26 protein-coding genes are annotated in these 25,512 nt (G+C 67.5%); 19 read left to right on the forward strand and 7 right to left on the reverse strand.

Annotated features, from left to right (window positions below; all coding sequences use genetic code 11):
• Window positions 1–35 precede the first annotated feature (35 nt).
• Both rnc and lepB read right to left on the reverse strand, forming a co-directional pair.
• Window positions 36–725, reverse strand: a complete 690-nt coding sequence (rnc, locus tag CBR61_RS09025) for a ribonuclease III (RefSeq protein WP_233996684.1) — start codon at window positions 723–725, stop codon at window positions 36–38.
• Window positions 722–1,561 carry a signal peptidase I gene (lepB, locus tag CBR61_RS09030; RefSeq protein WP_088914063.1) on the reverse strand — a complete coding sequence of 280 codons (840 nt, stop codon included), beginning with the start codon at window positions 1,559–1,561 and terminating at the stop codon, window positions 722–724. The genes rnc and lepB overlap by 4 nt, the downstream gene beginning before the upstream one ends.
• 58 nt (window positions 1,562–1,619) lie before the next feature.
• Here lepB and pgi point away from each other — a divergent pair, with 58 nt between their 5' ends.
• The 7 genes from pgi (at window position 1,620) to CBR61_RS09065 (ending at window position 9,344) form a co-directional block, all read left to right on the forward strand.
• A complete protein-coding gene (gene pgi, locus CBR61_RS09035) occupies window positions 1,620–3,170 on the forward strand; it encodes a glucose-6-phosphate isomerase (RefSeq protein WP_088915549.1) in 1,551 nt (516 codons plus the stop codon).
• Window positions 3,171–3,420: 250 nt separating this feature from the next.
• Entirely contained in the window at window positions 3,421–3,819 is a 399-nt protein-coding gene (locus CBR61_RS09040; protein ID WP_088914064.1) for a hypothetical protein, read from the forward strand.
• A 65-nt stretch (window positions 3,820–3,884) separates the two neighbouring features.
• Entirely contained in the window at window positions 3,885–4,331 is a 447-nt protein-coding gene (locus CBR61_RS09045; RefSeq protein WP_088914065.1) for a hypothetical protein, read from the forward strand.
• Window positions 4,332–4,534: 203 nt separating this feature from the next.
• Complete coding sequence (locus CBR61_RS09050; RefSeq protein ID WP_088914066.1) at window positions 4,535–6,085, forward strand: DEAD/DEAH box helicase; 1,551 nt, start codon at window positions 4,535–4,537, stop codon at window positions 6,083–6,085.
• A 105-nt stretch (window positions 6,086–6,190) separates the two neighbouring features.
• A complete protein-coding gene (gorA, locus tag CBR61_RS09055; RefSeq protein WP_088914067.1) occupies window positions 6,191–7,543 on the forward strand; it encodes a glutathione-disulfide reductase in 1,353 nt (450 codons plus the stop codon).
• 56 nt (window positions 7,544–7,599) lie between these two features.
• Window positions 7,600–8,622 carry an NAD-dependent epimerase/dehydratase family protein gene (locus CBR61_RS09060; protein ID WP_088914068.1) on the forward strand — a complete coding sequence of 341 codons (1,023 nt, stop codon included), beginning with the start codon at window positions 7,600–7,602 and terminating at the stop codon, window positions 8,620–8,622.
• The gene (locus CBR61_RS09065; protein ID WP_088914069.1) at window positions 8,622–9,344 is read left to right on the forward strand and encodes an SDR family oxidoreductase; all 723 of its coding nucleotides are present in this window, start codon (window positions 8,622–8,624) and stop codon (window positions 9,342–9,344) included. The genes CBR61_RS09060 and CBR61_RS09065 overlap by 1 nt, the downstream gene beginning before the upstream one ends.
• Here the strand turns inward: CBR61_RS09065 and CBR61_RS09070 are convergent.
• A complete protein-coding gene (locus CBR61_RS09070) occupies window positions 9,341–10,438 on the reverse strand; it encodes an NAD(P)/FAD-dependent oxidoreductase (RefSeq protein WP_088915550.1) in 1,098 nt (365 codons plus the stop codon). The genes CBR61_RS09065 and CBR61_RS09070 overlap by 4 nt on opposite strands.
• Window positions 10,439–10,542: 104 nt before the next feature.
• Here CBR61_RS09070 and CBR61_RS09075 point away from each other — a divergent pair, with 104 nt between their 5' ends.
• From CBR61_RS09075 to CBR61_RS09125, 12 genes are all read left to right on the forward strand, one after another.
• Window positions 10,543–12,075, forward strand: a complete 1,533-nt coding sequence (locus CBR61_RS09075) for an acyl-CoA carboxylase subunit beta (protein ID WP_088914070.1) — start codon at window positions 10,543–10,545, stop codon at window positions 12,073–12,075.
• Window positions 12,076–12,176: 101 nt separating this feature from the next.
• Window positions 12,177–12,470 carry a GIY-YIG nuclease family protein gene (locus tag CBR61_RS09080; RefSeq protein ID WP_088914071.1) on the forward strand — a complete coding sequence of 98 codons (294 nt, stop codon included), beginning with the start codon at window positions 12,177–12,179 and terminating at the stop codon, window positions 12,468–12,470.
• Window positions 12,471–12,582: 112 nt separating this feature from the next.
• Window positions 12,583–13,035: a methylmalonyl-CoA epimerase gene (gene mce, locus CBR61_RS09085; protein WP_088914072.1), complete on the forward strand. Its 453-nt coding sequence runs from the start codon at window positions 12,583–12,585 to the stop codon at window positions 13,033–13,035.
• Between the two features lie 114 nt (window positions 13,036–13,149).
• Entirely contained in the window at window positions 13,150–13,935 is a 786-nt protein-coding gene (locus CBR61_RS09090; RefSeq protein ID WP_088914073.1) for an enoyl-CoA hydratase-related protein, read from the forward strand.
• Between the two features lie 104 nt (window positions 13,936–14,039).
• A complete protein-coding gene (scpA, locus tag CBR61_RS09095) occupies window positions 14,040–16,193 on the forward strand; it encodes a methylmalonyl-CoA mutase (RefSeq protein WP_088914074.1) in 2,154 nt (717 codons plus the stop codon).
• 125 nt (window positions 16,194–16,318) lie between these two features.
• Window positions 16,319–16,558, forward strand: a complete 240-nt coding sequence (locus CBR61_RS16795; protein WP_157696546.1) for a hypothetical protein — start codon at window positions 16,319–16,321, stop codon at window positions 16,556–16,558.
• Window positions 16,555–17,562, forward strand: a complete 1,008-nt coding sequence (gene bioB / locus CBR61_RS09100; protein WP_088914075.1) for a biotin synthase BioB — start codon at window positions 16,555–16,557, stop codon at window positions 17,560–17,562. Before CBR61_RS16795 ends, bioB begins: the two co-directional genes overlap by 4 nt.
• Window positions 17,563–17,670: 108 nt before the next feature.
• Window positions 17,671–18,504, forward strand: coding sequence for an alpha/beta hydrolase (locus CBR61_RS09105; protein WP_233996686.1), 834 nt, complete (start codon window positions 17,671–17,673; stop codon window positions 18,502–18,504).
• Window positions 18,505–18,617: 113 nt separating this feature from the next.
• Window positions 18,618–19,409 (forward strand): heme-dependent oxidative N-demethylase family protein, encoded by a 792-nt coding sequence (locus CBR61_RS09110; protein ID WP_088914076.1) that lies wholly within the window; start codon window positions 18,618–18,620, stop codon window positions 19,407–19,409.
• Entirely contained in the window at window positions 19,406–19,816 is a 411-nt protein-coding gene (locus tag CBR61_RS09115) for a lysozyme inhibitor LprI family protein (RefSeq protein WP_088914077.1), read from the forward strand. The genes CBR61_RS09110 and CBR61_RS09115 overlap by 4 nt, the downstream gene beginning before the upstream one ends.
• Before the next feature lie 89 nt (window positions 19,817–19,905).
• Window positions 19,906–21,960, forward strand: a complete 2,055-nt coding sequence (locus tag CBR61_RS09120) for an acetyl-CoA carboxylase biotin carboxylase subunit (RefSeq protein ID WP_088914078.1) — start codon at window positions 19,906–19,908, stop codon at window positions 21,958–21,960.
• A 306-nt stretch (window positions 21,961–22,266) separates the two neighbouring features.
• Window positions 22,267–22,548, forward strand: a complete 282-nt coding sequence (locus tag CBR61_RS09125) for a hypothetical protein (RefSeq protein WP_088915552.1) — start codon at window positions 22,267–22,269, stop codon at window positions 22,546–22,548.
• 19 nt (window positions 22,549–22,567) lie between these two features.
• Here CBR61_RS09125 and CBR61_RS09130 read toward each other — a convergent pair whose 3' ends face one another.
• From CBR61_RS09130 to CBR61_RS09145, 4 genes are read right to left on the reverse strand one after another with little or no spacing between them, the layout of a single operon-like run.
• Window positions 22,568–23,026: a GNAT family N-acetyltransferase gene (locus tag CBR61_RS09130; RefSeq protein ID WP_233996687.1), complete on the reverse strand. Its 459-nt coding sequence runs from the start codon at window positions 23,024–23,026 to the stop codon at window positions 22,568–22,570.
• A 2-nt stretch (window positions 23,027–23,028) separates the two neighbouring features.
• Window positions 23,029–23,799, reverse strand: coding sequence for a cyclase family protein (locus CBR61_RS09135; RefSeq protein ID WP_088914079.1), 771 nt, complete (start codon window positions 23,797–23,799; stop codon window positions 23,029–23,031).
• Window positions 23,796–24,914 (reverse strand): 3-dehydroquinate synthase, encoded by a 1,119-nt coding sequence (aroB, locus tag CBR61_RS09140; protein ID WP_088914080.1) that lies wholly within the window; start codon window positions 24,912–24,914, stop codon window positions 23,796–23,798. The genes CBR61_RS09135 and aroB overlap by 4 nt, the downstream gene beginning before the upstream one ends.
• The gene (locus CBR61_RS09145; protein ID WP_088914081.1) at window positions 24,905–25,474 is read right to left on the reverse strand and encodes a shikimate kinase; all 570 of its coding nucleotides are present in this window, start codon (window positions 25,472–25,474) and stop codon (window positions 24,905–24,907) included. The genes aroB and CBR61_RS09145 overlap by 10 nt, the downstream gene beginning before the upstream one ends.
• Window positions 25,475–25,512: the final 38 nt, after the last annotated feature.

Raw genomic sequence — 25,512 nt, forward strand, 5'->3', positions numbered from 1 at the left:
GGCCCTTCGACAAGCTCAGGGCGAGCGGGCGTCGATTACCCGAAAGCCTCCAGAAAGGCCTTGGCGGCGAGCCTTTCGGCCTCGCTCTTGCTGGTCGCGGTCGCCTCGGCGTGGCCGACATTGCGGACCGTGACGCGGACGGTGAAGCGCGCCGCGTGATCGGGGCCGGAGCGGTCGGTGACCTCGTAGACCGGCGTTGCACGGCGGTTGCCCGCGGCCCATTCCTGAAGCGCGCTCTTGGGGTGCTTGGCCTTGCCCTCGTCGCCCTCGAGTTCCCTTGCCCAGAGCCTGTAGATCAGCGCCTGCGCGGCATCGAAGCCGTGCTCGATGAAGCAGGCGCCGATCAGCGCCTCCATCACGTCGCCGAGGATCTTGTCGCTGTCCGCCCCGCCATCGTCGCGCGCCTGCTTGCCGAGGCGGATGTGGACGGGAAGGCCGATGGAGCGCGCGATCCGGGCGCAGGTGGCACCGCTGACGAGGGCGTTGAGCCGCTGGGACAGCCGGCCCTCAGGCGCATCGCCCGCGCGGAACAGCCAGGCCGCGACCGACAGGCCGAGCACCCGGTCACCGAGGAATTCAAGCCGCTGGTAATCGGCGGCATCGGCTGGGCCAGAGCCGTTGAAGCTGCCGTGGGTCAGCGCCTCGAGCCAGGTCGCCTCCCTGACCGGCGCCAGCCCCTGCTGCTCGAGCCATTCGCGGGTCGCGGGATCGAGCGTCCCGGTCACAGCAGTTCCCCGATCCGGTCCCAGCGCGCGGCGGTGAACCATGTCCACGGCTTGAGCCAGTCGGCGCTGCCGTCGGTCGACCACACGATCACCGCGGCGCGCCCGACCAGCAGGTCCTGCGCGACGAAGCCCACCCCCTCGCCCGGCGAGGCGGGGAAGCGGCTGTCGAGCGAGCTGTCGCGGTTGTCGCCCATAACGAACAGCGCGCCCTCGGGCACGGTGACCTCGGCGAAGTCGTCGGCGCCGGTGCGGCCGAAATCGAGCACGCGGAAGGAGGGGCCGCCGCCGGGCAGGGTCTCGCGGAAGGCGCCATAGCGGCACGCCTCGCTCCCGTCGGCGGCGCGTTCGATGTCGCCGCCCCAGGCGCAGCCGGTGTTGGGCGAGACCGGCACCAGCGCGTCCTGCGCCCGCACCCGCGCGACGCGCGCGCCGTTCAGCACCACCTCGCCGCCCCGCACCGCCACCCGGTCTCCCGGCAGGCCGATGACGCGCTTGATGTAGTCGCGCCGGTCGACGGGGTGCTTGAAGATGACGATGTCCCCGCGCTCGGGCGTTGCCGCCAGCAGCCGTCCCTCGGGCAAGGCGAGATCGAAGGGCAGCGAATGGCGCGAGATGCCGTAGGGCCACTTGGCGGCGAGCAGGTAGTCGCCGTTCATCAGCCGCGGCAGCATGGATTCGGACGGGATCGAGAACGGCGAGAAGACGAAGACGCGGAAGGCGAGCACGGCCAGCAGCAGCTTGACCAGGAACCAGGCGAAGCTGCCCCAGCCATCGCCCGTGCGGGGCCCGGCTGCGGCGGGCGGCGCCGCGCCCAGCGATTGGGTCTTAACATCCATCGCTCATGCCCTTACTCGCAGCCGCACAGTTGCGCAAAGGGGAACGATGATGAGCGGCATGGACGGGTCTGGCGGCGGCGATGCGGCAGCGGTATGGGCGAGCCTGCGCGCCGCGGAACACCCGACCCTTGCTGGGCTGTTCGCGGCCGATCCCGGTCGTCCCGCTGCCCTGACCCGGCGGATCGACTGGCCGGTGGAGCCCGGCAGCGAGACCCGCGCAGGGATGCTGATCGACTTCTCCAAGACCCACCTTGCAGGCGAGACGCTCGGCCTGTTCGAGGCGCTGGCCGATGCGCAGGGCTTCGGCGCGGCGCGCGAGGCGCTGTTCGGCGGCGGGATCGTCAATCCGACCGAGGGCCGCGCCGCCACTCACGGCGCCCTGCGCGGCAGCGGCACGCCCGCGCAGGTGGACGAGGCCGAGGCCCTGCTCGCCCGCATGGGGATGCTGGTCGAGGCGATCCACGAAGGCGCACTGGGTGAAGTGAAGCACTGCATCGCCATCGGGATCGGCGGCTCGGCGCTCGGACCTGCGCTCGCCATCGACGCGCTGACTCGCGATCTGGCGCTGGTCGACGTGCACGTTGTCTCCAACATCGACGGGCTCGCGCTGGAAGCCGCGTTCCGCTCCTGCGATCCGGCGACGACGCTGATCGCGGTCGCCTCCAAGACCTTCACCACCATCGAGACCATGACCAACGCGGCAAGCGCGCTGAAATGGCTCGCCGACAACGGGGTCGAGGACCCGGGCGGGCGCGTGGTGGCGCTCACCGCCTCGCCCGAAAAGGCGGTCGAATGGGGCGTGGACGAAACCCGCGTGCTGCCCTTCGTCGAGAGCGTGGGCGGGCGCTATTCGCTGTTCTCGAGCATCGGCTTTCCGGTCGCGCTGGCGATCGGGATGGACGACTTCCGCGCCATGCTGGCGGGCGCCAAGGCGGTGGACGACCATTTCCGCGAGACCGAGGGCCGCGCCAACGCGCCCCTGCTCGCGGCCTTCTGCGACCAGTATTACACCCGTCTGCGCGGCTGCCAGACCCGCGCGGTGTTCGCCTATGACGAACGCCTCGCGCTGCTGCCCGACTATCTCCAGCAGCTCGAAATGGAGTCGAACGGCAAGAGCGTGACCGCCGATGGCAAGCCGGTCGACGGGCCGACCGCGGCGGTGACCTGGGGCGGGGTTGGGACCGATGCGCAGCACGCGGTGTTCCAGCTGCTCCACCAGGGCACACACCTCATTCCCGTGGACTTCATCGCCTCGATCGCGCCCGGCGACGATCTCGACCCGGCGCATCACCGCATCCTGCTGATGAACTGCCTTGCGCAAGGGGCGGCGCTGATGGCGGGCAAGCCGTCGGACGATCCCGCGCGCGCCTATGCCGGGGACCGCCCCTCGACGACCTTCCTCGTCGACGATTGCGATGCGGGCGCGCTCGGTGCGCTGATCGCCTTCCACGAGCACCGCACCTTCGCCAATGCCGTGCTGATGGGCATCAACCCCTTCGATCAGTTCGGGGTGGAGCTGGGCAAGGCGATCGCCAAGCAGATCGAATCCGGGGAAGGAACCTTCGATCCCAGCACCCGCGCGCTGATGGCGGCAGCGGGGCTCGCCTGACGTCACCTGCCGCTGGTGCAGAATCGCCACACCGCGTGGGCGGCATTGCGCGGCAAGCTATTCTTGTTCCTCGCGGAAGTTGCAGTCTTTCTCGTGCGGGCAACTTAATTGCTTCCGCGCGCCGAAGCTGTGCAAGAAACCGCTGATTTAAACGGTTGGGCGTGTTCGAATTGCACCGCAGTCATGATGGGTTAAGGTGGGGATCCGGCGGCGCTGTCCGCATTCTTCCATTCTCGACCAAGGCCCGTTCATGAACTTCGCGCTTCTCCTCGCCCCTATAGCCGCTCTTGCCGTGATTGCCGCTCCCGCGCTCGCCGACGAGAAGGCCCAGAACGACGGCACGGCGCGCTCCAAGGTGAAGCCGGCAAGGCTGATCGAGTTCACCGGCGACCGCGAGTTCCTCAAGGAATCCTCGCGCCTCAGGGTGTGGCGCGGCGAAGTGGGTTACACGCTGGAGGTCGACGCGGCCGGAACGCCGACCGATTGCGAGCTGACCGAGAAGTTCCGCATGAACTACGTCAACGACAAGCTTTGCGAGGTGCTGCTCAAGCACCACAGCTTCGAGCCGGCGGTGGACGACAGCGGCGCGGCGGTCGAGAGCAGCTACGAGGGCAAGCTCAACTATCTGGAAATGCGCGAGAAGGATTGATTTTCCGCCGGAACCGTGTTTTCCTTCAGCCGTTTCCAAGGCACCGCCACTGCAAAGGGTCGCAGATGAAGGTCGCTCGTCTCTCGCTTGCCGCATTCGCCGCCATTGTCGTGTCCGCTCAGGCGTCGGCGTCCACGCCGCCGGTCACCGAAAGTGCTGCCGTGCGTGCCGCGATCGGGCAGGCCCAGACCTCCGCCGCGCCGTCATCGGGAGGCGGGGCCCAGCCTGCCGAACTGGTCGATTTCGACTACCACCGCTTCTTCGAGCGCGCCTTCCGGCTCGGGATCCCGACCCAGCGGATCGCCTATGAGCTGACCGTTGGGGCAGACGGCAAGCCCACCGATTGCGCGCTGAGCCGCGACTACCGCTACGCCGCGACCGACCGGCAGATGTGCCGCCAGATCATGCGCGTGGCCCGCTTCAATCCCGCCCGCGATGCCGAGGGCAAGGCCGTCGCCAGCACCTACAACGGCGAGGTCATGATGGTGAATGTCATCACCTACGACCGATAATCCTTTGACATTCGGGTGCCGAGGCCCCATCTGCGCCCCATCGAAGCGCGCTAGCCAGCGTGAAGCGGCGGAATTCTGAAAGCATCCGCCCCGGCCGCGCCTCGGTTTTTTCCAAGGACTTCCCTTTTCACGCGGGCGGTTTGAACCCCCGCGCCGCGCGCCCCGTTCGGGCTGCGCGCGTCGCACATATTGCGAGTATTCACATGACCACTTTCGCTGAACTCGGGTTGTCGCAGCCCGTGCTCCAGGCCCTCGACATGAAGGGCTACACCACTCCCACGCCGATCCAGGAACAGGCGATCCCGCCCGTCCTCAAGGGCCGCGACCTGCTCGGCATCGCGCAGACCGGCACCGGCAAGACCGCCGCGTTCATGCTCCCGAGCATCGATCGGCTGCGCGAGAACGACAAGCAGATCCCCTTCAAGTCCTGCCGGATGCTGGTGCTCGCACCGACCCGCGAACTCGCGGTGCAGATCGGCCAGAGCGCCAAGGATTACGGCGCGCTCGCGGGCCTCAAGGTGCAGGTGATCGTCGGCGGCACCTCCGTCGGCAAGGACCGCAACAAGCTCCACCGCGGCACCGACATCCTGGTGGCGACCCCGGGCCGCCTGCTCGACCTCGTCGACCAGAAGGCCTTCAACCTCAACGGCATCGAGGTGCTGGTGCTCGACGAGGCCGACCAGATGCTCGACCTCGGCTTCATCCACGCCCTGCGCAAGATCCGCGAGCTTGCTCCCAAGGATCGCCAGACGCTGTTCTTCAGCGCGACCATGCCCAAGGCGATCAAGGAGCTGGTGGGCGGATACTGCAACAACCCCGTGCAGGTCTCGGTGACGCCCGAAAGCACCACCGCCGAGCGGATCGACCAGTATCTCTTCATGGTCCAGCAGGACGAGAAGACCGCGCTGCTCGAGATGATCCTCAAGGGCCGCCACACGGTGCCCGGCGAGTTCGAGCGCATCCTGATCTTCACCCGCACCAAGCACGGTGCCGACCGGGTGGTGAAGAAGCTCGCCCATGCAGGCATCGAAAGCAACGCCATCCACGGCAACAAGTCGCAGCCGCAGCGACAGCGCGCGCTCGACGAGTTCAGGAAGGCCCGCGTGCCGATCCTGATCGCGACCGACGTCGCCGCGCGCGGGATCGACATTCCGGGCGTCAGTCACGTCATCAACTACGAACTGCCCAACGTTCCGGAGCAATATGTCCACCGCATCGGGCGGACCGCGCGCGCCGGGCGTGACGGGGTCGCCATCGCCTTCTGTGCCGAGGACGAGCGCGCCTATCTGAAGGACATCCGCAAGACCACTGGCGCGGAACTGGAGCGCCTGCCGCTCCCCGACAACTTCCGCGCGGTGGTGGAAGGCGAGGGGCCGGAAAAGCCGGCGCCGCGCCAGCCGATGAAGCGCGTGCAGCCGCGCCCGCTCGGGCAGCGCAAGCCGCAGGGCGAGCGTCGCGAGGGCGAGAACAGGGGCGAACGCCGTCCGCAGCAGGGCAAGCCGCAGGGCCGTCCGCAGCATGATCGCAGCGGCGGTGGCGGCGAGCGTCGTCCGCAACAGGGCGAACAGCGCCCGCAGGGTGATCGCCGCCAGCCTTCGGCCAAGGCCGGGCAGGGCGGCCGTCCGGGCGGCGGTGGCCGTCCGCAAGGTCAGGGTCACGGCGGCGGCGCCAACGGCGGGGGCGGCAATCGCAACCGCGGGCGTCGCGGCGGCGGTGGCGGTGGCGGCGGGCGTCCGCGTGCCGCACAGGGCTGATCGCCCTTTCAGGACTCTTGTCTGAAATACGGCATTTCGGGCCCCGATGGTTGCCGCCATCGGGGCCTTCGCCCATATGCGCTTGCGACAAAGCGGGAGCAGGCGATGGCCGACGAATACGATTATGACCTCTTCACCATCGGCGCCGGGTCCGGCGGGGTGCGCGCCAGCCGCGTCGCCGCCGCGCACGGCGCACGCGTGGCTGTGGCCGAGGAATACCGCGTCGGCGGCACCTGCGTGATCCGCGGCTGCGTGCCCAAGAAGATGCTGGTCTACGGCGCGCACTTCGCCGAGGACCTGGTGGATGCGCAGCACTTCGGCTGGACGATCGAGGGCAAGCGTTTCGACTGGGCGGCCTTGCGCGACCATGTGCAGAAGGACGTGACGCGTCTCGAGGGGCTCTACGGTCAGACCCTCGGCAACCACAATGTCACGATCTACAACGAGCGCGCGACGATCACCGGCGACCATGAAATCACGCTGGCGAGCGGCAAGGTCGTGACCGCCAAGTATATCCTCGTCGCCACCGGTGCGCGCCCGCACGTGCCGGAGTTTCCGGGCAACGAGCACGTCATCACTTCCAACGAGGCCTTCCACCTCGACGAACTTCCGCGCCGCATCCTGATCGCGGGCGGGGGCTATATCGCCAATGAATTCGCGGGCATCTTCAACGAATTCGGCTGCAAGGTGACAATCGCCAACCGCTCCGACACGATCCTGCGCAGCTACGATTCCGCGCTGCGCGACCGGCTGCTCCAGATCTCGATGGTGAAGGGCATCACCTTCCTGTTCCACGCCGAGTTCGAGAGCATCGAGAAGCAGGCCGACGGCACGCTGATGGTCAAGCTCACCGGGCAGGAGCCTTGCGAATATGACGCGGTGATGGTCGCAACAGGCCGCGTCCCCAATGTCGAGGGGCTGGGGCTCGAGACGGTCGGGGTCGAACTCGGCCGTAAGGGCGAGATCGTGGTCGACGCCTTCAGCCGCACCAATGTCGATTACATCTACGCCGTGGGCGACGTGACCGACCGGGTGCAGCTGACGCCCGTCGCGATCCGCGAGGGCCAGGCCTTTGCCGACTCTGTCTTCGGCCCGGGCGAACCCTATGCGGTCGATCATTCCTGCGTGCCGAGCGCCGTCTTCAGCCACCCGCCGATCGCCGCGGTCGGCATGACCGAGAGCGAGGCGCGCAACACGCTCGGCAACGTCAAGGTCTTCCAGTCGGACTTCCGCCCGATGAAGAACGTCGTGGCGGGCCGCAACGAGCGCAGCCTCTACAAGATGATCGTCGATGCGGCGAATGACCGGATCGTCGGCATCCACATGATCGGGCCGGATTCGCCCGAGATCATGCAGGCCGCCGCAATCGCGGTGAAGGCGGGCCTGACCAAGGCCGATTTCGACGCGACGGTGGCGATCCATCCGACCATGGCCGAGGAGCTGGTGCTCTTCAAATAGGTTGCAGGCCGAAACCCACCTGCTAGGCTGCGGTCGATCGAGGGGAGAGGGTGCGCATGGCAGGCACGGTTCTGGTGACGGGGGCGACCGGCTACATCGCCGGGGAGCTGATCCGGCAGTTGCTGGCGAAGGGCTGGACGGTGCACGGCACAGTCCGCAATGTCGCCAAGAGCGAAGCGGGCTTACGGGTGCGGCTCGGCAATCCTTCGGCGGATGCATTCAAGCTGTTCGAGGCCGAACTCATGTCCGACAAGGGCTGGGCCGAGGCGGTGGCCGGCTGCACCCATGTTGCCCACGTCGCCTCGCCGATCCCTGCCCAGGCACCCAAGCACGAGGACGACCTGATCGTTCCCGCGCGCGAGGGCACGCTGAGGGCGCTGCGCTTTGCGCGCGATGCCGGCGTTACGCGCTTCGTTCAGACCTCCTCGACCGCCGCGGTGGTCTATGGCGTCGACCGCGGCACCTACACCTTCGACGAGAGCCACTGGACCAATGTCGACCATCCCGACGCCTATCCTTACGTCAAATCCAAGACCATCGCCGAGCGTGCCGCGCGCGACTGGGTGGCGGCAGAGGGCGGCGCGCTGGAATTCGTCTCGGTCAATCCAGGCATGGTGCTGGGGCCGGTCGACAGCGGCGACTTCTCGGCCTCGGTCGAGCTGGTGCAGCAATTGCTCTCGGGCGCGATGCCGATGGCGCCGAACCTCGGCTTCCCCATCGTCGACGTGCGCGACATCGCCGCGCTTCACGTGCTGGCGCTGCAGACCCCGGGGCTGGCGGGCGAGCGGTTCCTGGGGGCGGGGCCCTTCCTCAGCGCGCTAGAGGTCGCAGGCGTATTGCGCGCGCGGCTGGGCGCGAAGGCGCGAAAGGCCCCGACCCGGCCCATGCCCGACTGGATGGTCAACGTCCTCGCGCTGTTCAACGCCGAGGTCCGGGGTATCAGGACCGAGATCGGCAAGGTCCGCAACGTCGATGCGAGCCACGCGCGGGAGCGGCTCGGCTGGACGATGCGCCCCGTCGAGGACACGATCGCGGACTGCGGCGAGAGCCTGATCGCGCATGGAGTGGTGAAGGTCTGATGGATGTGAACGGCAAGAATGTGCTGCTGACAGGGGGCAGCGCGGGCATCGGGCGCGAGCTTGCCCGCCAGCTGAAGGCCAAGGGCGCGAAGGTGATCCTCACCGGACGCGATCCGGCGCGGCTGGCGGCGATGGAGGCGGAGGGTTTCGAGACCCTCGCCGCCGAGCTGTCGAGCGCCGCGGGCGTCGATGGGCTGGTGGCGGCGCTCGGGGACCGCGTGATCGACATCCTCATCAACAATGCCGGGCTGGGCGTGCCGCACGATGTCCGCAACGGCATGCCCGATCCCGATGCCGCCGACGGTTGTCTCTACGCTAATCTCTCTGCGCCGGTGCGGCTTATTACCGCGCTGCTTCCGCGTCTGCGCACCCGCCCCGAGGCGGCGATCATCAACGTGACGAGCGGCCTAGCCATCGCGCCCAACACCGCAAGCTCGGTCTATTGCGCGAGCAAGGCGGGTTTGCGCAGCTACACCATGGCCCTGCGCGCCCAGCTGGCGGACGAGAACATTCACGTGATCGAGGCGCTGCCCCCCGTCGTCGACACCCGGATGACCGCCGACCGCAAGACGAAGAAGCTGCCGCCCGAGGAATGCGCCCGCCAGATCATCGCCGCGCTGGAGAAGGGGCACGACGAGGCCAATGTCGGCATGGTCAAGGTGCTGCGCGCGGTCTATTCGGTCTCGCCCGCGCTGGCGCGCAGCGTGATGCGGCGGTTCTAGGCCCCGAACCGCGCCGGGGCGAAGGTCTCGAACGACAGTCCCGCCGCCGCGCTATCCGCAGGGAAGGGCTGACCCAGCGCCGCCGCCGCCGCGATGCGCGAAAGTGCGGGCGCGGTCTGGAACCCCGCGCCACCTTGCCCGGCGCACCACACGAAACGCGGCGCACCGGCAGCAGGGCCGATCACCGGCACCTCGTCCGGCGCGAAGCTCCTGAGACCCGCCCAGCTATGCGCGATGCGGCGGATCGCGAGGGTGGTCGCCTGCTCCACCCGGTCGGCGGCGATGGCGATGTCGAGTTCCTCGGCGGCCGCATCGCAGGGGCCTGACGGGGTCTGGTCCATCGACGATGCGAGCAGCGCGCCGCGCCCCTCGGGCAGCAGGTAGAAGCCCTCGCCGACGGTCTTGGTGAAGGGCCAGCGCCGCACATCCTCCCCCTCGGGTGCGGCGAAGCTGATGACGGTTCGGCGGCGCGGTTGGATGCCGACCGGACGGACGCCTGCCATGCGTGCTATCCCGTCGGCCCAGGCGCCTGCCGCGTTGACGAGGATCGGCGCGCTGAATTCCCCGGCAGAGGTATCCACCCGCCACCCATCGCCCTCGCGCGCAATCGCGCTTACCCGCGCGCCGGTCACCAGCGTTCCGCCCGCCGCCTTGAGCGCGGCCGCATGGGCCTGAAGCATGGCGTTGGTATCGAGCTTGAGAGATCCGTGATCGACCAGCGCCGCCAAGCAGGCCTCGGGCCTGAGCGCCGGCATCAGCGCCCGCGCCTCCTGCGGTCCGATCCGCGCGTAATCGCACCGGAATTGGCGATGCACCTCCTCCAGCGCATCGAGCGCGGCGCGTTGCTCCCCGCTGGCGATATGCAGGGCCGGGTGGATGCTGCCATGCGCCGCCAACTCGGCCATGCTGAGCGCGGTCAGCGTGCGCACCACCGTTTCGCCGAGCCCATAATGCGCGAAGGCGACCGAACGGCCCGAGGCATGGTATCCAGGCGCGCTTTCGCCCTCGAGCACCGTCACCCGTGCGTCCGGCGCCATCCGCGCGGCGACCGAAAGCCCCGCGATCCCTCCGCCGACCACCACCACATCCGCCATCTTCACCCGCGCACCTCCTGCCGACCGCCACTTTTGCCACGTTGACGCTTGGGACGCGCTAAGGCAACGCACCCGGTCAAGAGAGCCACAGGAGAGGAACCCCCGTGTCCGCCAACATCGCCGAAATGGAACGCCGCCGCGAAGCCGCCCGCCTCGGCGGCGGGATCAAGCGCATCGAGGCCCAGCACGCCAAGGGCAAGCTCACCGCGCGCGAGCGGCTCGACGTGCTGCTCGACGAAGGCAGCTTCGAGGAAATCGACACCTACGTCGAACACGACTGCATCGACTTCGGCATGGAGACCCAGCGCATCCCGGGTGACGGGGTGGTGACGGGGTCCGGGACGATCAACGGGCGGCTGGTCTACGTCTTCTCGCAGGATTTCACCGTCTTCGGCGGCTCGCTGTCCAAGCGCCACGCCGAGAAGATCTGCAAGGTGATGGACACCGCGATGAAGGTCGGCGCACCGGTGATCGGCCTCAACGATTCGGGCGGCGCGCGCATCCAGGAGGGCGTGGCTTCGCTGGGTGGCTATGCCGAGGTGTTCCAGAGGAACGTGCTGGCCTCCGGCGTCGTCCCCCAGATCAGCCTCATCATGGGGCCATGCGCGGGCGGGGCGGTGTACTCGCCCGCCATGACCGACTTCATCTTCATGGTGAAGGATTCGAGCTACATGTTCGTCACCGGCCCCGACGTGGTGAAGACCGTCACCAACGAGGTCGTGACGCAGGAGGAACTGGGCGGGGCGATCACCCACACCACCAAGACCTCGGTCGCCGACCTCGCCTACGAGAACGACGTCGAGGCCCTGCTGGCGACCCGCCGCTTCTTCGACTTCCTGCCGCTGTCGAACCGCGAGGAAGGGCCGACGCTGCCGACCAGCGACCCGTGGGACCGGCTGGAGAACAGCCTCGACACGCTGATCCCCGACAACGCCAACCAGCCCTACGACATGCACGAGGTCATCACCAAGGTGCTGGACGAGGGCGATTTCTTCGAGATCCAGCCCGCCCACGCGGGCAACATCATCTGCGGTTTCGGCCGCGTCGAGGGCCGCACCGTGGGCGTGGTGGCGAACCAGCCGATGGTGCTCGCCGGCGTGCTCGACATCAATTCCTCGAAGAAGGCCGCGCGCTTCGTGCGATTCTGCGATGCCTTCGAGATCCCGATCATCACCTTCGTCGACGTTCCCGGCTTCCTCCCCGGCACGGCGCAGGAACTGGGCGGGATCATCAAGCACGGCGCGAAGCTGCTCTTCGCCTATGCCGAGGCGACCGTGCCCAAGATCACCGTCATCACCCGCAAGGCCTATGGCGGGGCGTACGACGTGATGGCCTCCAAGCACCTGAGGGGCGACCTCAACTACGCCTGGCCCACCGCCGAGATCGCGGTGATGGGCGCCAAGGGCGCGGTGGAGATCATCTTCCGGCAGGAAAAGGACGACCCCACCAAGATCGCCGAGCGGACGAAGGAATACGAAGACCGCTTCGCCAACCCCTTCGTGGCGGCCCAGCGCGGCTATATCGACGAGGTGATCCACCCGCACTCGACCCGGCGGCGGATTGCTTTGGGGCTAAGGAAGCTGCGGACGAAGCAGTTGGAGAACCCTTGGAAGAAGCATGACAATATTCCGTTATGAGGTGATCTAATGCTCTCCTCTCGTCATTGCGAGCGTAGCGAAGCAATCCAGAGTGACTCGCTTGGGGCCCTGGATTGCCACGTCGCCTGCAGCTCCTCGCAATGACGAAGTTGCCCTGCGTCTACATCATGGCAAGCAAGCGGAACGGAACGATCTATGTGGGTGTCACCTCCGATCTGCCCAAGCGCGCGTGGCAGCACCGTGAGGGAGCGGTTGAAGGGTTCACCAAGCGATACGGATGCAAATTGCTGGTCTGGTTCGAGCGGCACGACACGATGGAGAGCGCGATCTCGCGGGAAAAGCAGATCAAGGCAGGAAGCCGTAAAGCGAAGCTGGCGCTGATCGAAGCGAACAACCCTACCTGGGACGACCGGTTCGAGGAAATTGCACATTGACCGAAGGGCCGTCATTGCGAGCGCAGCGAAGCAATCCAGAGCGCCGCGCGAACAGCTCTGGATTGCCACGGCGGCTGCGCCGCCTCGCAATGACGATTGAGAGAGGAATGGAATGAAACTCGGCCGCTTGAACCACATCGGGGTCGCCACGCCCTCCATCGCGGACTCGATCACTTTCTACCGCGACGTGATGGGCGCGACCAAGATCCACACGCCCTTCGACCTTGAGGAGCAGGGCGTGAAGGTCTGCTTCGTCGACACCCCCGGCGCGGACGGGGCAATGAACGGCACCCAGATCGAGCTGATCGAGCCGCTGGGGGAAAACTCCACGCTGGCAGGCTTCCTCGCCAAGAACCCCTTGGGCGGGCAGCATCACCTGTGCTTCGAGGTGCCCGATATCGCCGAGGCGCGCAGCGAGTTCGAGGCGATGGGCAAGCGCATCCTCGGCCCGACGCGCATCGGCGCGCACGGCACCCCTATCTTTTTCGTCCATCCCAAGGACATGGGCGGCATGCTTACCGAGATCATGGAGACGCCCAAAGAGGGCACCCACTGGTCGAATTGATTTTGAACCGTTCGGGCTGAGCTTGTCGAAGCCCCGCACTTTTCTTCAAGCCCGAAGCCACGAAGGAAGAACACCCCTTCGACAGGCTCAGGGCGAACGGGAGTTGTTGGAAGAATGTCCTACGAAACCATCCGCGTCGACCGCGAAGGCCCGCTGCTCACCATCACCCTCAACCGCCCCGAGCGGCTCAATGCCATGCCGCCGCAGATGGCGGACGAGCTAGGGCAGGCGTTCTACGATCTCGGCGATGCGCGCGCGGTGCTGATCACCGGCGAGGGCAAGGGCTTCTGCTCGGGCGCGGACCTTTCGGCGCGCGGCTCGGGCTCGGCACTCGGCGGGAAGGGCGGCAGCCACGAGGCGCTGATCAACCACTACAACCCCGCGATCAGCCAGCTGATCCGCGCGCAGGTGCCGGTGATCTGCGCGGTCAATGGCCCGGCGGCGGGCGTGGGCTGCTCGCTTGCCCTCGCGGCGGACTTCACCATCGCGGCGAAGAGCGCATACTTCCTCCAGGCCTTCGTCAATATCGGCCTTGTGCCCGACGGCGGCTCGACCTGGCTGCTCGCGCGCGCCATCGGCCGCGCCCGCGCCACGCGGATGATGATGCTGGGCGAAAAGATCTCGGGCGAACAGGCCGAGGAATGGGGCCTCGTCTACAAGTGCGTCGAGGATGCCGACCTGATGACCGAGGCCCGCGCGCTGGCCGAGAAGCTCGCCAACGGGCCGACCGTCGCCTACGCCACGATGAAGCGCAACATCGCGGTCGCATTGGACCAGAACCTCCAGATGGTGCTGCTCGCCGAGGCCGAGGGCCAGCGCATCGCGGGCGCGACCAAGGACGCGATGGAGGGCGGCATGGCCTTCCTCCAGAAGCGCAAGGCCGAGTTCAAGGGGCACTAATCGCGCCCATCTCCGTTCCTATCGAGCGGAGCACGCAGTGCGCAGTCGAGATACCCGGGAGCGGTGTCTCGACTTCGCTCGACACGAACGGATGTGATTGAGACATGACCGACAAACCGACCCTCTCCGACTGGAACGCCCTAGCCGCCAAGGAAGTGAAGGGCCGCGACCTCACCTGGCACACGCCGGAAGGCTTCGCGATCAAGCCGCTCTACACGGCGGAAGATCACGCGGGCTTCGATCCCGGCCTCCCCGGCTTCGCGCCCTTCACGCGCGGGGTGAAGGCGTCGATGTATGCGGGCCGTCCGTGGACGATCCGGCAATATGCGGGCTTTTCGACCGCAGAGGAATCGAACGCCTTCTACCGCCGCAATCTGGCGATGGGGCAGAAGGGGCTGTCGGTCGCCTTCGACCTTGCCACCCACCGCGGATACGATTCCGATCACCCGCGCGTGGTCGGCGACGTCGGCAAGGCGGGGGTGGCGATCGACACGGTCGCGGACATGGAGATCCTGTTCGACCAGATCCCGCTCGATTCCATGTCCGTTTCGATGACGATGAACGGCGCGGTGATCCCGGTGCTGGCCTTCTTCATCGTCGCGGCGGAACGTCAGGGGGTGAGCCAGGACAAGCTCGACGGCACGATCCAGAACGACATTCTCAAGGAGTTCATGGTCCGCAACACCTATATCTACCCGCCCGAGCCGAGTATGCGGATCATCTCGGACATCATCGCATATACCTCGGCCAACATGCCGAAATTCAACTCGATTTCGATCTCGGGCTATCACATGCACGAGGCCGGGGCGACGGCGGTGCAGGAACTGGCCTTCACCATCGCCGACGGCAAGGAATACGCCCAGCGGGCGATGAACGCGGGGCTGGACATCGACGCCTTCGCCGGGCGCCTCAGCTTCTTCTTCGGCATCGGCATGAACTTCTTCATGGAGATCGCCAAGCTGCGCGCCGCGCGCACCCTGTGGTGGCGGGTCATGGACGGGCTGGGCGCGAAGGACGAACGCTCCAAGATGCTGCGCACCCACTGCCAGACCTCCGGCGTCAGCTTGCAGGAGCAGGACCCCTACAACAACGTCATCCGCACCACGGTCGAGGCGATGGCGGCGGTGCTGGGCGGCACGCAGTCGCTCCACACCAATGCGCTCGACGAGGCGATTGCACTGCCGACCGACTTCTCCGCCCGCATCGCCCGCAACACCCAGCTGGTGCTGCAGGAGGAAAGCGGGATCACGAGCGTCGTCGATCCGCTCGGCGGCTCGCACTATGTCGAGGCGCTTACCTCCACCCTCGTTGACGAGGCATGGAAGCTGATCGAGGAGGTCGACGCGGCGGGCGGCATGACCGCCTTCGTCGCCACCGGCGCGCCCAAGGCCGCGATCGAGCGCGCGGCGGCGGAAAAGCAGACCAAGGTCGACAAGGGCGAAACCGTCATCGTCGGCGTCAACAAGTACCGCAAGGAACAGGAAGACGCGCTCGAGACCCTTGAGGTCGACAACCAGAAGGTGCGCGCCGGGCAGATCGCCCGCATCGCCAAGGTGCGCGAAGGCCGCGACGAGGCCGCCTGCCGCGCGGCGCTGGCGGCGCTGACGGAAGGCTGCAAGACCGGCGCGAACCTGCTCGCACTCGCGGTCGAGGCCGCGCGTCACGATGCGACGCTGGGCGAAATCTCCTCGGCGATGGAAGAGGTCTTCGGCCGTCACGACGCGACTCCCGCGCCGGTCACGGGCGTCTACAAGAGCGCCTACGAATTCGACCGCCGCTGGGCGCAGGTGGTGGACGGGGTCGAGGCCGTGGGCCGCCGCCTCGGCCGCAAGCCGAAGATCATGATCGCCAAGATGGGCCAGGACGGCCACGACCGCGGCGCGAACGTGATCGCGTCTGCGTTCGGTGACATGGGCTTCGAGGTGATCTCGGGCCCGCTGTTCCAGACCCCGCAGGAAAGCGCCACGATGGCGCTGGAACACGACGTCGACGTGGTCGGTGCATCGAGCCTCGCTGCGGGCCACAAGACCCTGATCCCCGAGCTGATCCGGCTCCTCCGTGAAGCCGGCCGCGGCGACATCAAGGTCACCGCCGGCGGCGTCATCCCCCCGCAAGACTACGACTTCCTGCGCGAGGCCGGGGTGCAGGGCATCTATGGGCCGGGCTCGAATGTGGTCGAATGCGCTGCGGATATTCTGGTGCTGCTCGGCCACAACATGCCGCCGCTGGGCGAAGGGCTGGACGAGGCGGCGGAGTAGAGGCTACTCCCTCGTCATGGCGAGCGAAGCGAAGCAATCCAGGTTCTGACATCGCGCCGCGAGGAAACGGCAGTCGCTGGATTGCCGCGTCGCCTGCGGCTCCTCGCAATGACGAAGGAGGCGGCGTGAGTTTCAGCTCTAGACCCGGCCTGACAAATCCTCAGAAAGCGGGCTGCGCGCTCTACGCCGTGCTGGGCGGCATCATTTCGCTCACCGCCATGGGGGGCGCGGCGCTCGGGGATTGTGTCTCTGACGGCGATTGCATCAGCGAAACGGGCCGCGCGATTTTGTTCTATGGCGTGCCGCTGGCAGTGCTTATGGGCGGTGCACTCATGATCCGACACTTCATGCGAGACAGAAATTGACCAACCCCCGCACCGACTGGACCCGCGCCGAAATCGCCGCGCTCTTCGACCTGCCGTTCACCGAGCTGCTGTTCCAGGCCGCCAGCGTCCACCGCGCCTACCACCCCGCGACCGAAGTCCAGCTGTGCACCCTGCTGAGCATCAAGACCGGCGGGTGCCCGGAGGATTGCGGCTATTGCTCGCAGTCAGTGCACGCTGATTCGGGCGTGGAAGCCACCAAGCTGATGGACGTGCAGGCCGTGCTCCAGCGCGCGGCGCAGGCGAAGGATGCGGGCTCCCAGCGCTTCTGCATGGGCGCCGCGTGGCGCAATCCCAAGGACCGCGACATGCCCGCGATCGTGGAGATCGTGAAGGGCGTGCGGGCCATGGGCCTCGAGACCTGCATGACGCTGGGGATGCTCGAGCCGCATCAGGCCGAGATGCTGGCCGAGGCGGGGCTCGACTACTACAACCACAATATCGACAGCTCGCCCGAATATTACGAGCGCGTCATCTCCACCCGCGACTTCCAGTGCCGGCTCGATACGCTCGACCACGTCCGCAAGGCCGGGATAAACGTGTGCTCCGGCGGCATCGTCGGCATGGGCGAGACGCGCGAGGATCGGGTGGGGTTCATCCACACCCTCGCCACCCTGCTGCAGCATCCCGAAAGCGTGCCGGTCAACGCGCTGGTGCCGGTCAAAGGCACGGTGCTCGGCAACATGCTCGCCGATACCCCGCTCGCCAAGATCGACGATATCGAGTTCGTCCGCACCGTCGGGGTCGCGCGCATCACCATGCCGCGCTCGATGGTGCGGCTCTCGGCGGGGCGCGAGTCGATGAGCGAAGCGACGCACGCCCTGTGTTTCCTCGCGGGCGCGAATTCGATCTTCACCGGCGACAAGCTGCTGACCGCGCCCAATGCGGGCGACGACAAGGACGGCGCGCTGTTCGCCAAGCTCGGCCTCACCGCACTGAAGGGCGAGGAGCCCGCGCGGGCCTGCAAGTCGGTGGTGGCGGCATAACCTTCCGTTCGCCCTGAGCTTGTCGAAGGGCTGTCGTTCTTTCAGTCTGAAGCCGCAAAGGAGAAGGACGGTGCTTCGACAAGCTCAGCACGAACGGGTCATTAGCTGATGCTGTTCAACATGATCGCTGCCGCCGCGCTCGCAATGGCACCCGCGCCGCTGCCGGAGCCGCAACCGCTGACTATCGGCGAGACGGTGACAGTGGAAGCCATTGGCGCGGAGCGGCAGGTCAATATCGTCCTGCCGATCGGGTATGCCGAGGAACCCGACAAGCAGTGGCCGGTGGTCTACCTGCTCGATGGCGGCGTGACGCAGGACCTCATGATGGGCGCGGGGCTCGAGCGCTGGAACACGATCTGGGGCCGCAGCGCGAACGCGATCATCGTCGGGATCGAGACGAAGGACCGCCAGCGCGAGCTGCTCCCACCCACCGGCGATGCCGCCGAACGCACGCGCTGGCCCACGGCGGGCGAGAGCGCGGCATTCCGGGCGTGGATTGCCGGGACCGTCAAGCCGCTGATCGAAGCCCGCTATCGCCACGATGGCACCGCCTTCCTCGTCGGCGAAAGCGCGGCGGGGCATTTCGTGGTCGAGACCTGGGTGAGCGCACCCGGCCTGTTCGCCGGTTACGCCGCGATTTCGCCCAGCCTGCAATGGGATAGCGAGGCGCTGAGCCGCCGCGCGCCGGGCGAGGGCAAGCGCCCGCCGCTATACCTCAGCCTTGCCGACGAGGGCGGGGCGACCGAGACAGGGATGATGCGGCTGCTCGCCACCCTGCCGCCCTCGCAGCCCTACTGCTTCTCCGACCGCCGCAAGGAGCTGCGCCACGCCACGGCCTTGCACGGCCTGTTGCCCGAGGCGCTGCAATATCTGCTGCCGACCGGGGTCGACTATCTGGATGACTACGGCTTCACGCTGAGGTGCGAGCGGCGGGGAGGGTAACGCCGCAAGCCGTTCGCCCTGAGCTTGTCGAAGGGCCGCTTTTCTTCCAGTAGACGTTGAGAAGGAAGAAGAACGGTGCTTCGACAAGCTCAGCACGAAGTGGGGCGGACCAAATGACCCTCGGCTTCTCCGTCGATAGCCTGCTGCCCAAGGCACGCGGGGGCGGGCAACTTCGGATGGGGCTGGTCAAGCTCGAGGAGCGTGACTGGCTCCAGCCAGAGCCTGACCTTGCCGCCCGTGCCGCCGGGTTCGCCGACTGGCCCGAGGGCGTGCAGCTCACCCCCGAGGTCGGCCTGCCGGGCCGCGAACTTGCCGCCATGCTCGGCGCCCCCGGCGCGCTCCCCGAGGCGGCGCTGGCGGTCCACGAGGACCTGTGCCTGCTGACGAAGCGCGAAGGCGAGGAGGTCTATCGCCTGATCGGCGCGGCGGTGGCGTGGCCCTCTGACTGGCACCCCGCGGACAAGATCGGCCTGCCCCTGCGTGCGCTTCACGCCCCGATTGCAGGCTATGAGGAGCAGCTCGCCTCCGGGGTCGACCGCTTCATGGAGACGCTTCGGCCCGGCCTCATCTATGGCCGCTGCAACTGGTTCATCGCGGCCACCGGTGAGCGTCGCTGGCTCCCCGACCGGCCCCCGCACGAGGCCTTCGCCCATGTCACGCCGGAGAACGCAGGCGAGACCCTGTTCGTGCGCTCGGAACGCCAGACCCTGCGCCGCTTGCCGCAGACCGGCGCGATCCTCTTCACCATCGGCATCTATGTCGAGCCGCTCGGCAGCCTTGCCGCCGCCAATATCGCCATGCTGGGAAAGGCGGTGCAGACCCTTGTGAGCGGCGAGGGTGACCGCAGGGGCGCGCCCGCCTATGCTGCCAGCCTGATCGCCTACGCCGAAAGGAACGCCGCATGATCGCCACGCTGATCCTCCCGCTGCTCGCCCAGTCCGCGCAGCCGCCCGTGCCCGAATGGAATTGCGCCGACCCGCAGGTGCAGGCCGAAATGAACTGGTGCGCCGGGCAGGATTACGAGGCCGCCGATGCCGCGCTCAACGCCCAGTGGGCGATCACCGCCGAGGTGATGAAGAAGCGCGATGCCGAATGGGCCGAACTCGGCTCGTCCGACAAGCGCCCGGGCTTCTTCAGGAGCCTGCTCGAAGGCCAGCGCGGCTGGCTGCGCTATCGCGACGCGCATTGCCGGGTGGACGGCTACACGGCGCGCATGGGGAGCCTAGAGCCCTTCCTCGCCGCGACCTGCAAGACGCGCCTCACCCGCCTGCGCACCGCCGAGCTGAAGGAACTGGTCGAGGTGCCGGGCTGAGAGCGCAAATCCGCTAGCTTGCCTGCCGGCGAAACCCTCGGCATAGCCCTCGGCCGTAACGGCACCCCCTGGAGAGAGGTTCACCGCCCTTGTTCTCGAAAATCCTGATTGCCAACCGCGGCGAGATCGCCTGCCGGGTCATCACCACGGCCCGCAAAATGGGGATCAAGACCGTCGCGGTCTATTCCGACGCTGACGCCCGCGCGCCCTTCGTGGCGATGGCGGACGAGGCGGTGCATATCGGCCCTTCGCCTGCGGCCGAGAGCTACCTGGTCGCGGACAAGATCATCGCCGCCTGCAAGCAGACCGGGGCCGAGGCGGTGCATCCGGGCTACGGCTTCCTGTCGGAACGCACCTCCTTTGCCGAGGCGCTGGCGAAGGAAGGCATCGCCTTCATCGGGCCTCCCGTGGGCGCGATTGCCGCAATGGGCGACAAGATCGAATCCAAGAAGCTGGCGAAAGAGGCGGGCGTCAATGTCGTCCCAGGCTTTGTCGGCGAGATCGAGGATACCGAGCACGCGGTGCGCATCTCGAACGAGATCGGCTACCCGGTGATGATGAAGGCCAGCGCCGGCGGCGGGGGCAAGGGGATGCGCCTCGCCTATTCCGAGGCCGATGTGCGCGAGGGCTTCGAAAGCGTGAAGCGCGAGGGCCTGAACTCCTTCGGCGACGACCGCGTCTTCATCGAGAAGTTCATCCTCAACCCGCGCCACATCGAGATCCAGATCCTCGGCGACCAGCACGGCAACATCCTCTACCTGAACGAGCGTGAATGCTCGATCCAGCGCCGCCACCAGAAGGTGGTCGAGGAAGCGCCGTCGCCTTTCGTCACGCCCAAGATGCGGAAGGCGATGGGCGAGCAATGCGTCGCCCTCGCGCGCGCGGTGGGGTATTACAGCGCGGGCACGGTCGAGCTGATCGTCTCGGGCGCGGACCCGACGGGCGAGAGCTTCTACTTCCTCGAGATGAACACCCGGCTTCAGGTCGAGCACCCCGTCACTGAAGCGATCACCGGGATCGACCTCGTCGAGCAGATGATCCGCGTGGCGGCGGGCGAGAAGCTTGCCATGACGCAGGACGACATCGGGATCGACGGCTGGGCGATCGAGAACCGCGTCTATGCCGAGGACCCCTATCGCGGCTTTCTGCCCTCTACCGGACGGCTGGTGCACTACTCGCCCCCGCTCCCCGGCTGGAGCGAGGACGAGACGGTCGCCGGCAAGCCCCGGCGGGGCGTTGCGCGCGGCACCGGCTCGGTGCGCGTCGATGACGGCGTCTACGAGGGCGGCGAGGTCTCGCGCTTCTACGACCCGATGATCGCCAAGCTGATCACCTGGGCACCGACCCGCGACGAGGCGGCGGACTTGCAGATCGAGGCATTGGACAATTTCCGCATCAAGGGCCTCGGCCACAATGTCGATTTCCTCTCCGCGATCATGCAGCACCCGCGATTCCGCTCGGGCGAGCTGACCACGGGCTTCATCGCCGAGGAATATCCCGAAGGCTTCCACGGCGCGGCGACCTCGGACGAGGTCAAGCGCCTGCTGGCAGCGGTATGCGCGGGCAACGAGTTCACGCTGCAAAGCCGTGCGCGCCGCATTTCCGGCCAGCTCGACGGGCCGTTGCCGGTGACCAGCAAATGGCTGGTGAAACTTGGCGACGAGCGCTTTCATGTGACCCTCGGCGAGGGCCATGCGGTGGTCGATGGCGTACGGGTCGAAGGCACCTGCAACTGGCAGCCCGGCATGGTGCAGGCCGAAGCGACCGGCAAGGTGGGCGAGGGCGATGAACAGCGTTTCGGCCTGATCGTCGAGCGCGTCGGCAACCAGTGGAAGGTCACCACGCGCGGCGCGGCGCACACCGCGCTGGTCCTGCCGCAGCGCCTCGCACGGCACGAATCGCTGATGCTCGAGAAGGTCCCGCCCGATCTCTCGCGCCTCCTCATCTGCCCGATGCCGGGGATGCTGGTGAAGCTTCATGTGGCCGAAGGCGAGAAGGTGCAGCCCGGCCAGCCCCTCGCCACGGTCGAGGCGATGAAGATGGAGAACATCCTGCGCGCCGAGAAGGAAGGCGTGATCGCCAAGATCAACGCCGCCGAGGGCGAAAGCCTCGCGGTCGATGCGGTGATCCTCGAGCTCGAATAGGCGCAGGCGTTGTCGGCGCTGACTGTGGCGGTGCCGGTCGATCCGGCACTGTCGCGCGCCGGGAGCACGCTTTCGGCGCGCTTGACCAAGTCGGCGAGAATGGCCCAGCCGCGTCAACTCGGCGCAAAGCTGCGCCGCACGGCAAGATTCTTCCAAAATTTGTTGTAGTTTTGCGCCAGTTTAATGATTTCCGACGGAAATTTGCCGACCCCTCTGTCCTACACTGCGCTTCGTGAGAAACTCTGTCCTTGCCGAGTCGCGGTATTCTCCGCGCGAGGGATTGAATCTCAGTGGGAGGATTTGATCATGGCACATACAGGGACCGGTTTCTTCGACCGGAAGGGCAATTTCTTCAAGACCGCGCGGGATGCGACGGTGAGCGATCTGGCGGGCCTGCTCGGCCAGATCGGCGAGGGCGAGAGCCTTGCGCCGGGCATCGCCTACATGCTGCTCGAACGTCGCGCCGAGATCGAACGCCTGTTCGCCGAGCATGACAAGATGCTCGAGGAAGAGGCGGCGATGAAGGCGGCGCGCGAGGGCGATCCGCTCGGCAACGTCGCCAAGCTGCCGAGCCGCCCGGTCGCCTGAGGCCGGGCCGCGCTGCCGCTCACCCGAGCGGCAGGTGCAGGCACTGGTTGAAGTCGGTCAGGGTGTAGTCGGCGAAGGCAGGGCCATTGGCAAAGCCGCGCCTGCGGTAGAGCGCCAGCGCCGGCCCGAAGGCAGGGCCGGTGCCGGTCTCGAGGCTCATCACCCGGAACCCTTCGGCGCGGGCATGGTCGATGATCGTCTCCAGCAGCGCCGCCGCACAGCCCCGACGCAGGAAATCGGGATGGGTGCGCATCGACTTGAGCTCGCAAGCCGCATCGTCGATCCGCTTGAGCGCGCCGATCGCGGCGGCGCGACCGTCCAGATGCACGGCCCAGACCGTCACGCCCGGCGTCTTGAGGCCGGACAGGTCGAGCGCGAAACTCAGTCCCGGCGGCGAGCCTTCGATCATGTTGCGCTGGTGGTAGGCGATCAGCGCCCGGACCTCCGGATCGTCCAGGTCGGCCAGCGCGATCCGCACCCCTATTCCTCCACCATCGCCACCGCGCGGATCCAGCCCGCGCTCGCTCGCTCGATCTTCACCGGGAAGCAGCTGACCATGAAGCCGTGCGGCGGCAGCGCGGCGAGATTGGCGAGCTTCTCGATCTGGTAATAGGGCCGGATGCGCCCGGCCTTGTGGCCCTCCCAGATGATCGCGGGATCGCGCGTCTCGGCCCAGCGTTTCGCGGTGTGGCTGAAGGGCGCGTCCCAGCTCCAGGCGTCTGTGCCCACCACCTCGATGCCTTGCTCGGTGAGCCAAAGGGTTGCCTCCGCGCCCAGGCCGACGCCCTGATCGGTGAAGCCCTCGGTGCCGTAGACCGCGCCCGATTGCACCAGCACGATATCGAGCGGCTCGAGCGTGTAGCCGATCCGCGCCAGCTCGGCCTCCACTTCGGCTGCCGAGACGACATGGCCGTGGGGGAGGTGACTGAAGTCGAGCTTCACGCCGGGGCGGAAGAACCGGTCGAGCGGGGCCTCGTCGATGCTCGGGGCGGGGCGGGCGCCCGCATCCGTGGTCGAGTGGTAATGCCACGGCGCGTCCATGTGAGTGCCGTTGTGGGTCGAGAGCTCGACGAATTCGACCGCCCAGCCTTCGCCGTCCGGCAGGTCCTCGCGCCTCAGGCCGGGAAAGAACATCGCGATCTGTTCCCACGTGGTCTCGTGGGTCATGTAGGTGACCTTGGGCCGCATCACCTCGGGATCGGAGACCACGGTGTTGGTGATCGGGATCGAGAGGTCGATGAAGCGCGTCATCCCTTGAGTTCCTCGTCCAGAAAAGCGGCGATGTCGGTCAGATCGACATCGCGGGCGACATGGGCCTCGCCCAGCCGGCGCAGCAGCAGGAAGGGCAGGGTGCGCCCTTCCGCCTTCTTGTCGTGGCGCATGTGATCGACCAGCGCGGCGCCGTCGCAGGCAAGGCCGAGACCGGGCAGGTGCGCGGGCAGGCCCGCCGCCGCGATGGCCGCCGTGGCCCGCGCGGCATCCGCCGCCGAGATCGCACCCCGGCGCGTCGAGTATTTCGCCGCCAGCACCATGCCCATCGCCACCGCCTCGCCGTGGAGCAGCCGGTCGGAGAAACCCGTTTCCGCCTCGAGCGCGTGGCCGAAGGTGTGGCCGAGATTGAGCAGGGCGCGCTGATCCAGCGTCTCGCGCTCGTCGGCGGCGACGATCCGCGCCTTCATCGCGATGCTGGTGGCGATGGCGTGTTCGAGCGCGGCAGGCTCGCGCGCGAGCACCTTGTCGCCGTTCGCTTCGAGCCAGGCGAAGAAGGCCGCATCGCCGAGCAGGCCGTATTTCAGCACCTCGGCATAGCCGGCGCGCATCTCGCGGGGCGGCAGGGTCGCCAGCACCCGCGGGTCGATCAGCACCAGCGAAGGCTGGTGGAAGGCGCCGATCAGGTTCTTGCCCGCGCGCGTGTTGATCGCGGTCTTGCCGCCGACCGAGGAATCCACCTGCGCCAGCAGCGTCGTGGGCAGCTGCACGAAACCGACCCCGCGCTTCACCACCGAACAGGCAAATCCGACGAGGTCGCCCACCACCCCGCCGCCCAGCGCGAAGACATGATCCGACCGCGTCACGCCGAGCGCCAGCAGCCAGTCGCACAGGCGCTCGAGCACGGCCCAGCTCTTGGCGTCCTCGCCCGGTTCGACCACGAACCACTCTGCCGCCATTCCCTGCGCGGCGAGATGCGCGTCCACCGGAGCGGCGAACAGGCGGTGAGTGTTGGTGTCGGCCACGAACGGCACGGGGCGCTGCGGACCGTATCCCATGAGGTACGGTGCGGCAGCCTCGGCGAGGTGCTCGAGCAGCCCCTCCTCGATCACCACGTCATAGGCGCGCCCGGCCAGCGCGACGGAAATCACAGCCATTTGTCGATCGCCTCGATGATCGCGCGGGCGGTGTCGGCGTGGGGGCCGGTCTCGCTGACGACGCGGATATGCGCCTGCCCATAGAAGGGCGCGCGCTCTGCCGCCAGCCGGGTCAGGATGGTGCGCGGGTCGCCCTGCTTGAGCAGCGGGCGGGTGGCGCGGCGCGAGGTGCGCTCGACCAGCGTGTCGATGTCGCAATCGATCCACACCGCGATGCCCTTTTCGAGCACGGCGGCGCGGGTCTGCGGATCGACGAAAGCCCCGCCGCCGGTGGCGATAACGCCGTGGCCTTCCTCGATCAGCCGGGCGATCACGCGCCGCTCGCCGTCGCGGAAATAGGCCTCGCCATAGGTCTCGAAGATCTCGGGGATCGACCGCTGGGCGGCGGCGACGATGGCCTCGTCGGCATCGACGAAATCGCGCTTCAGCAGGCCCGCGAGCTTGCGCCCGACAGTCGTCTTGCCGACCCCCATCAGCCCGACCAGCACCACCGGCCGCGTGATGCGCGCGGCGATGGCGGCAAGATCGCTGTGATGCGAGGCGGAGGGCGCGGCGGACATTGCCGCAAGGCCTATAGATGGGCTAGGGCACGCGCAAT

The organism is Porphyrobacter sp. CACIAM 03H1, from assembly GCF_002215495.1.
Classification (GTDB): domain Bacteria; phylum Pseudomonadota; class Alphaproteobacteria; order Sphingomonadales; family Sphingomonadaceae; genus Erythrobacter.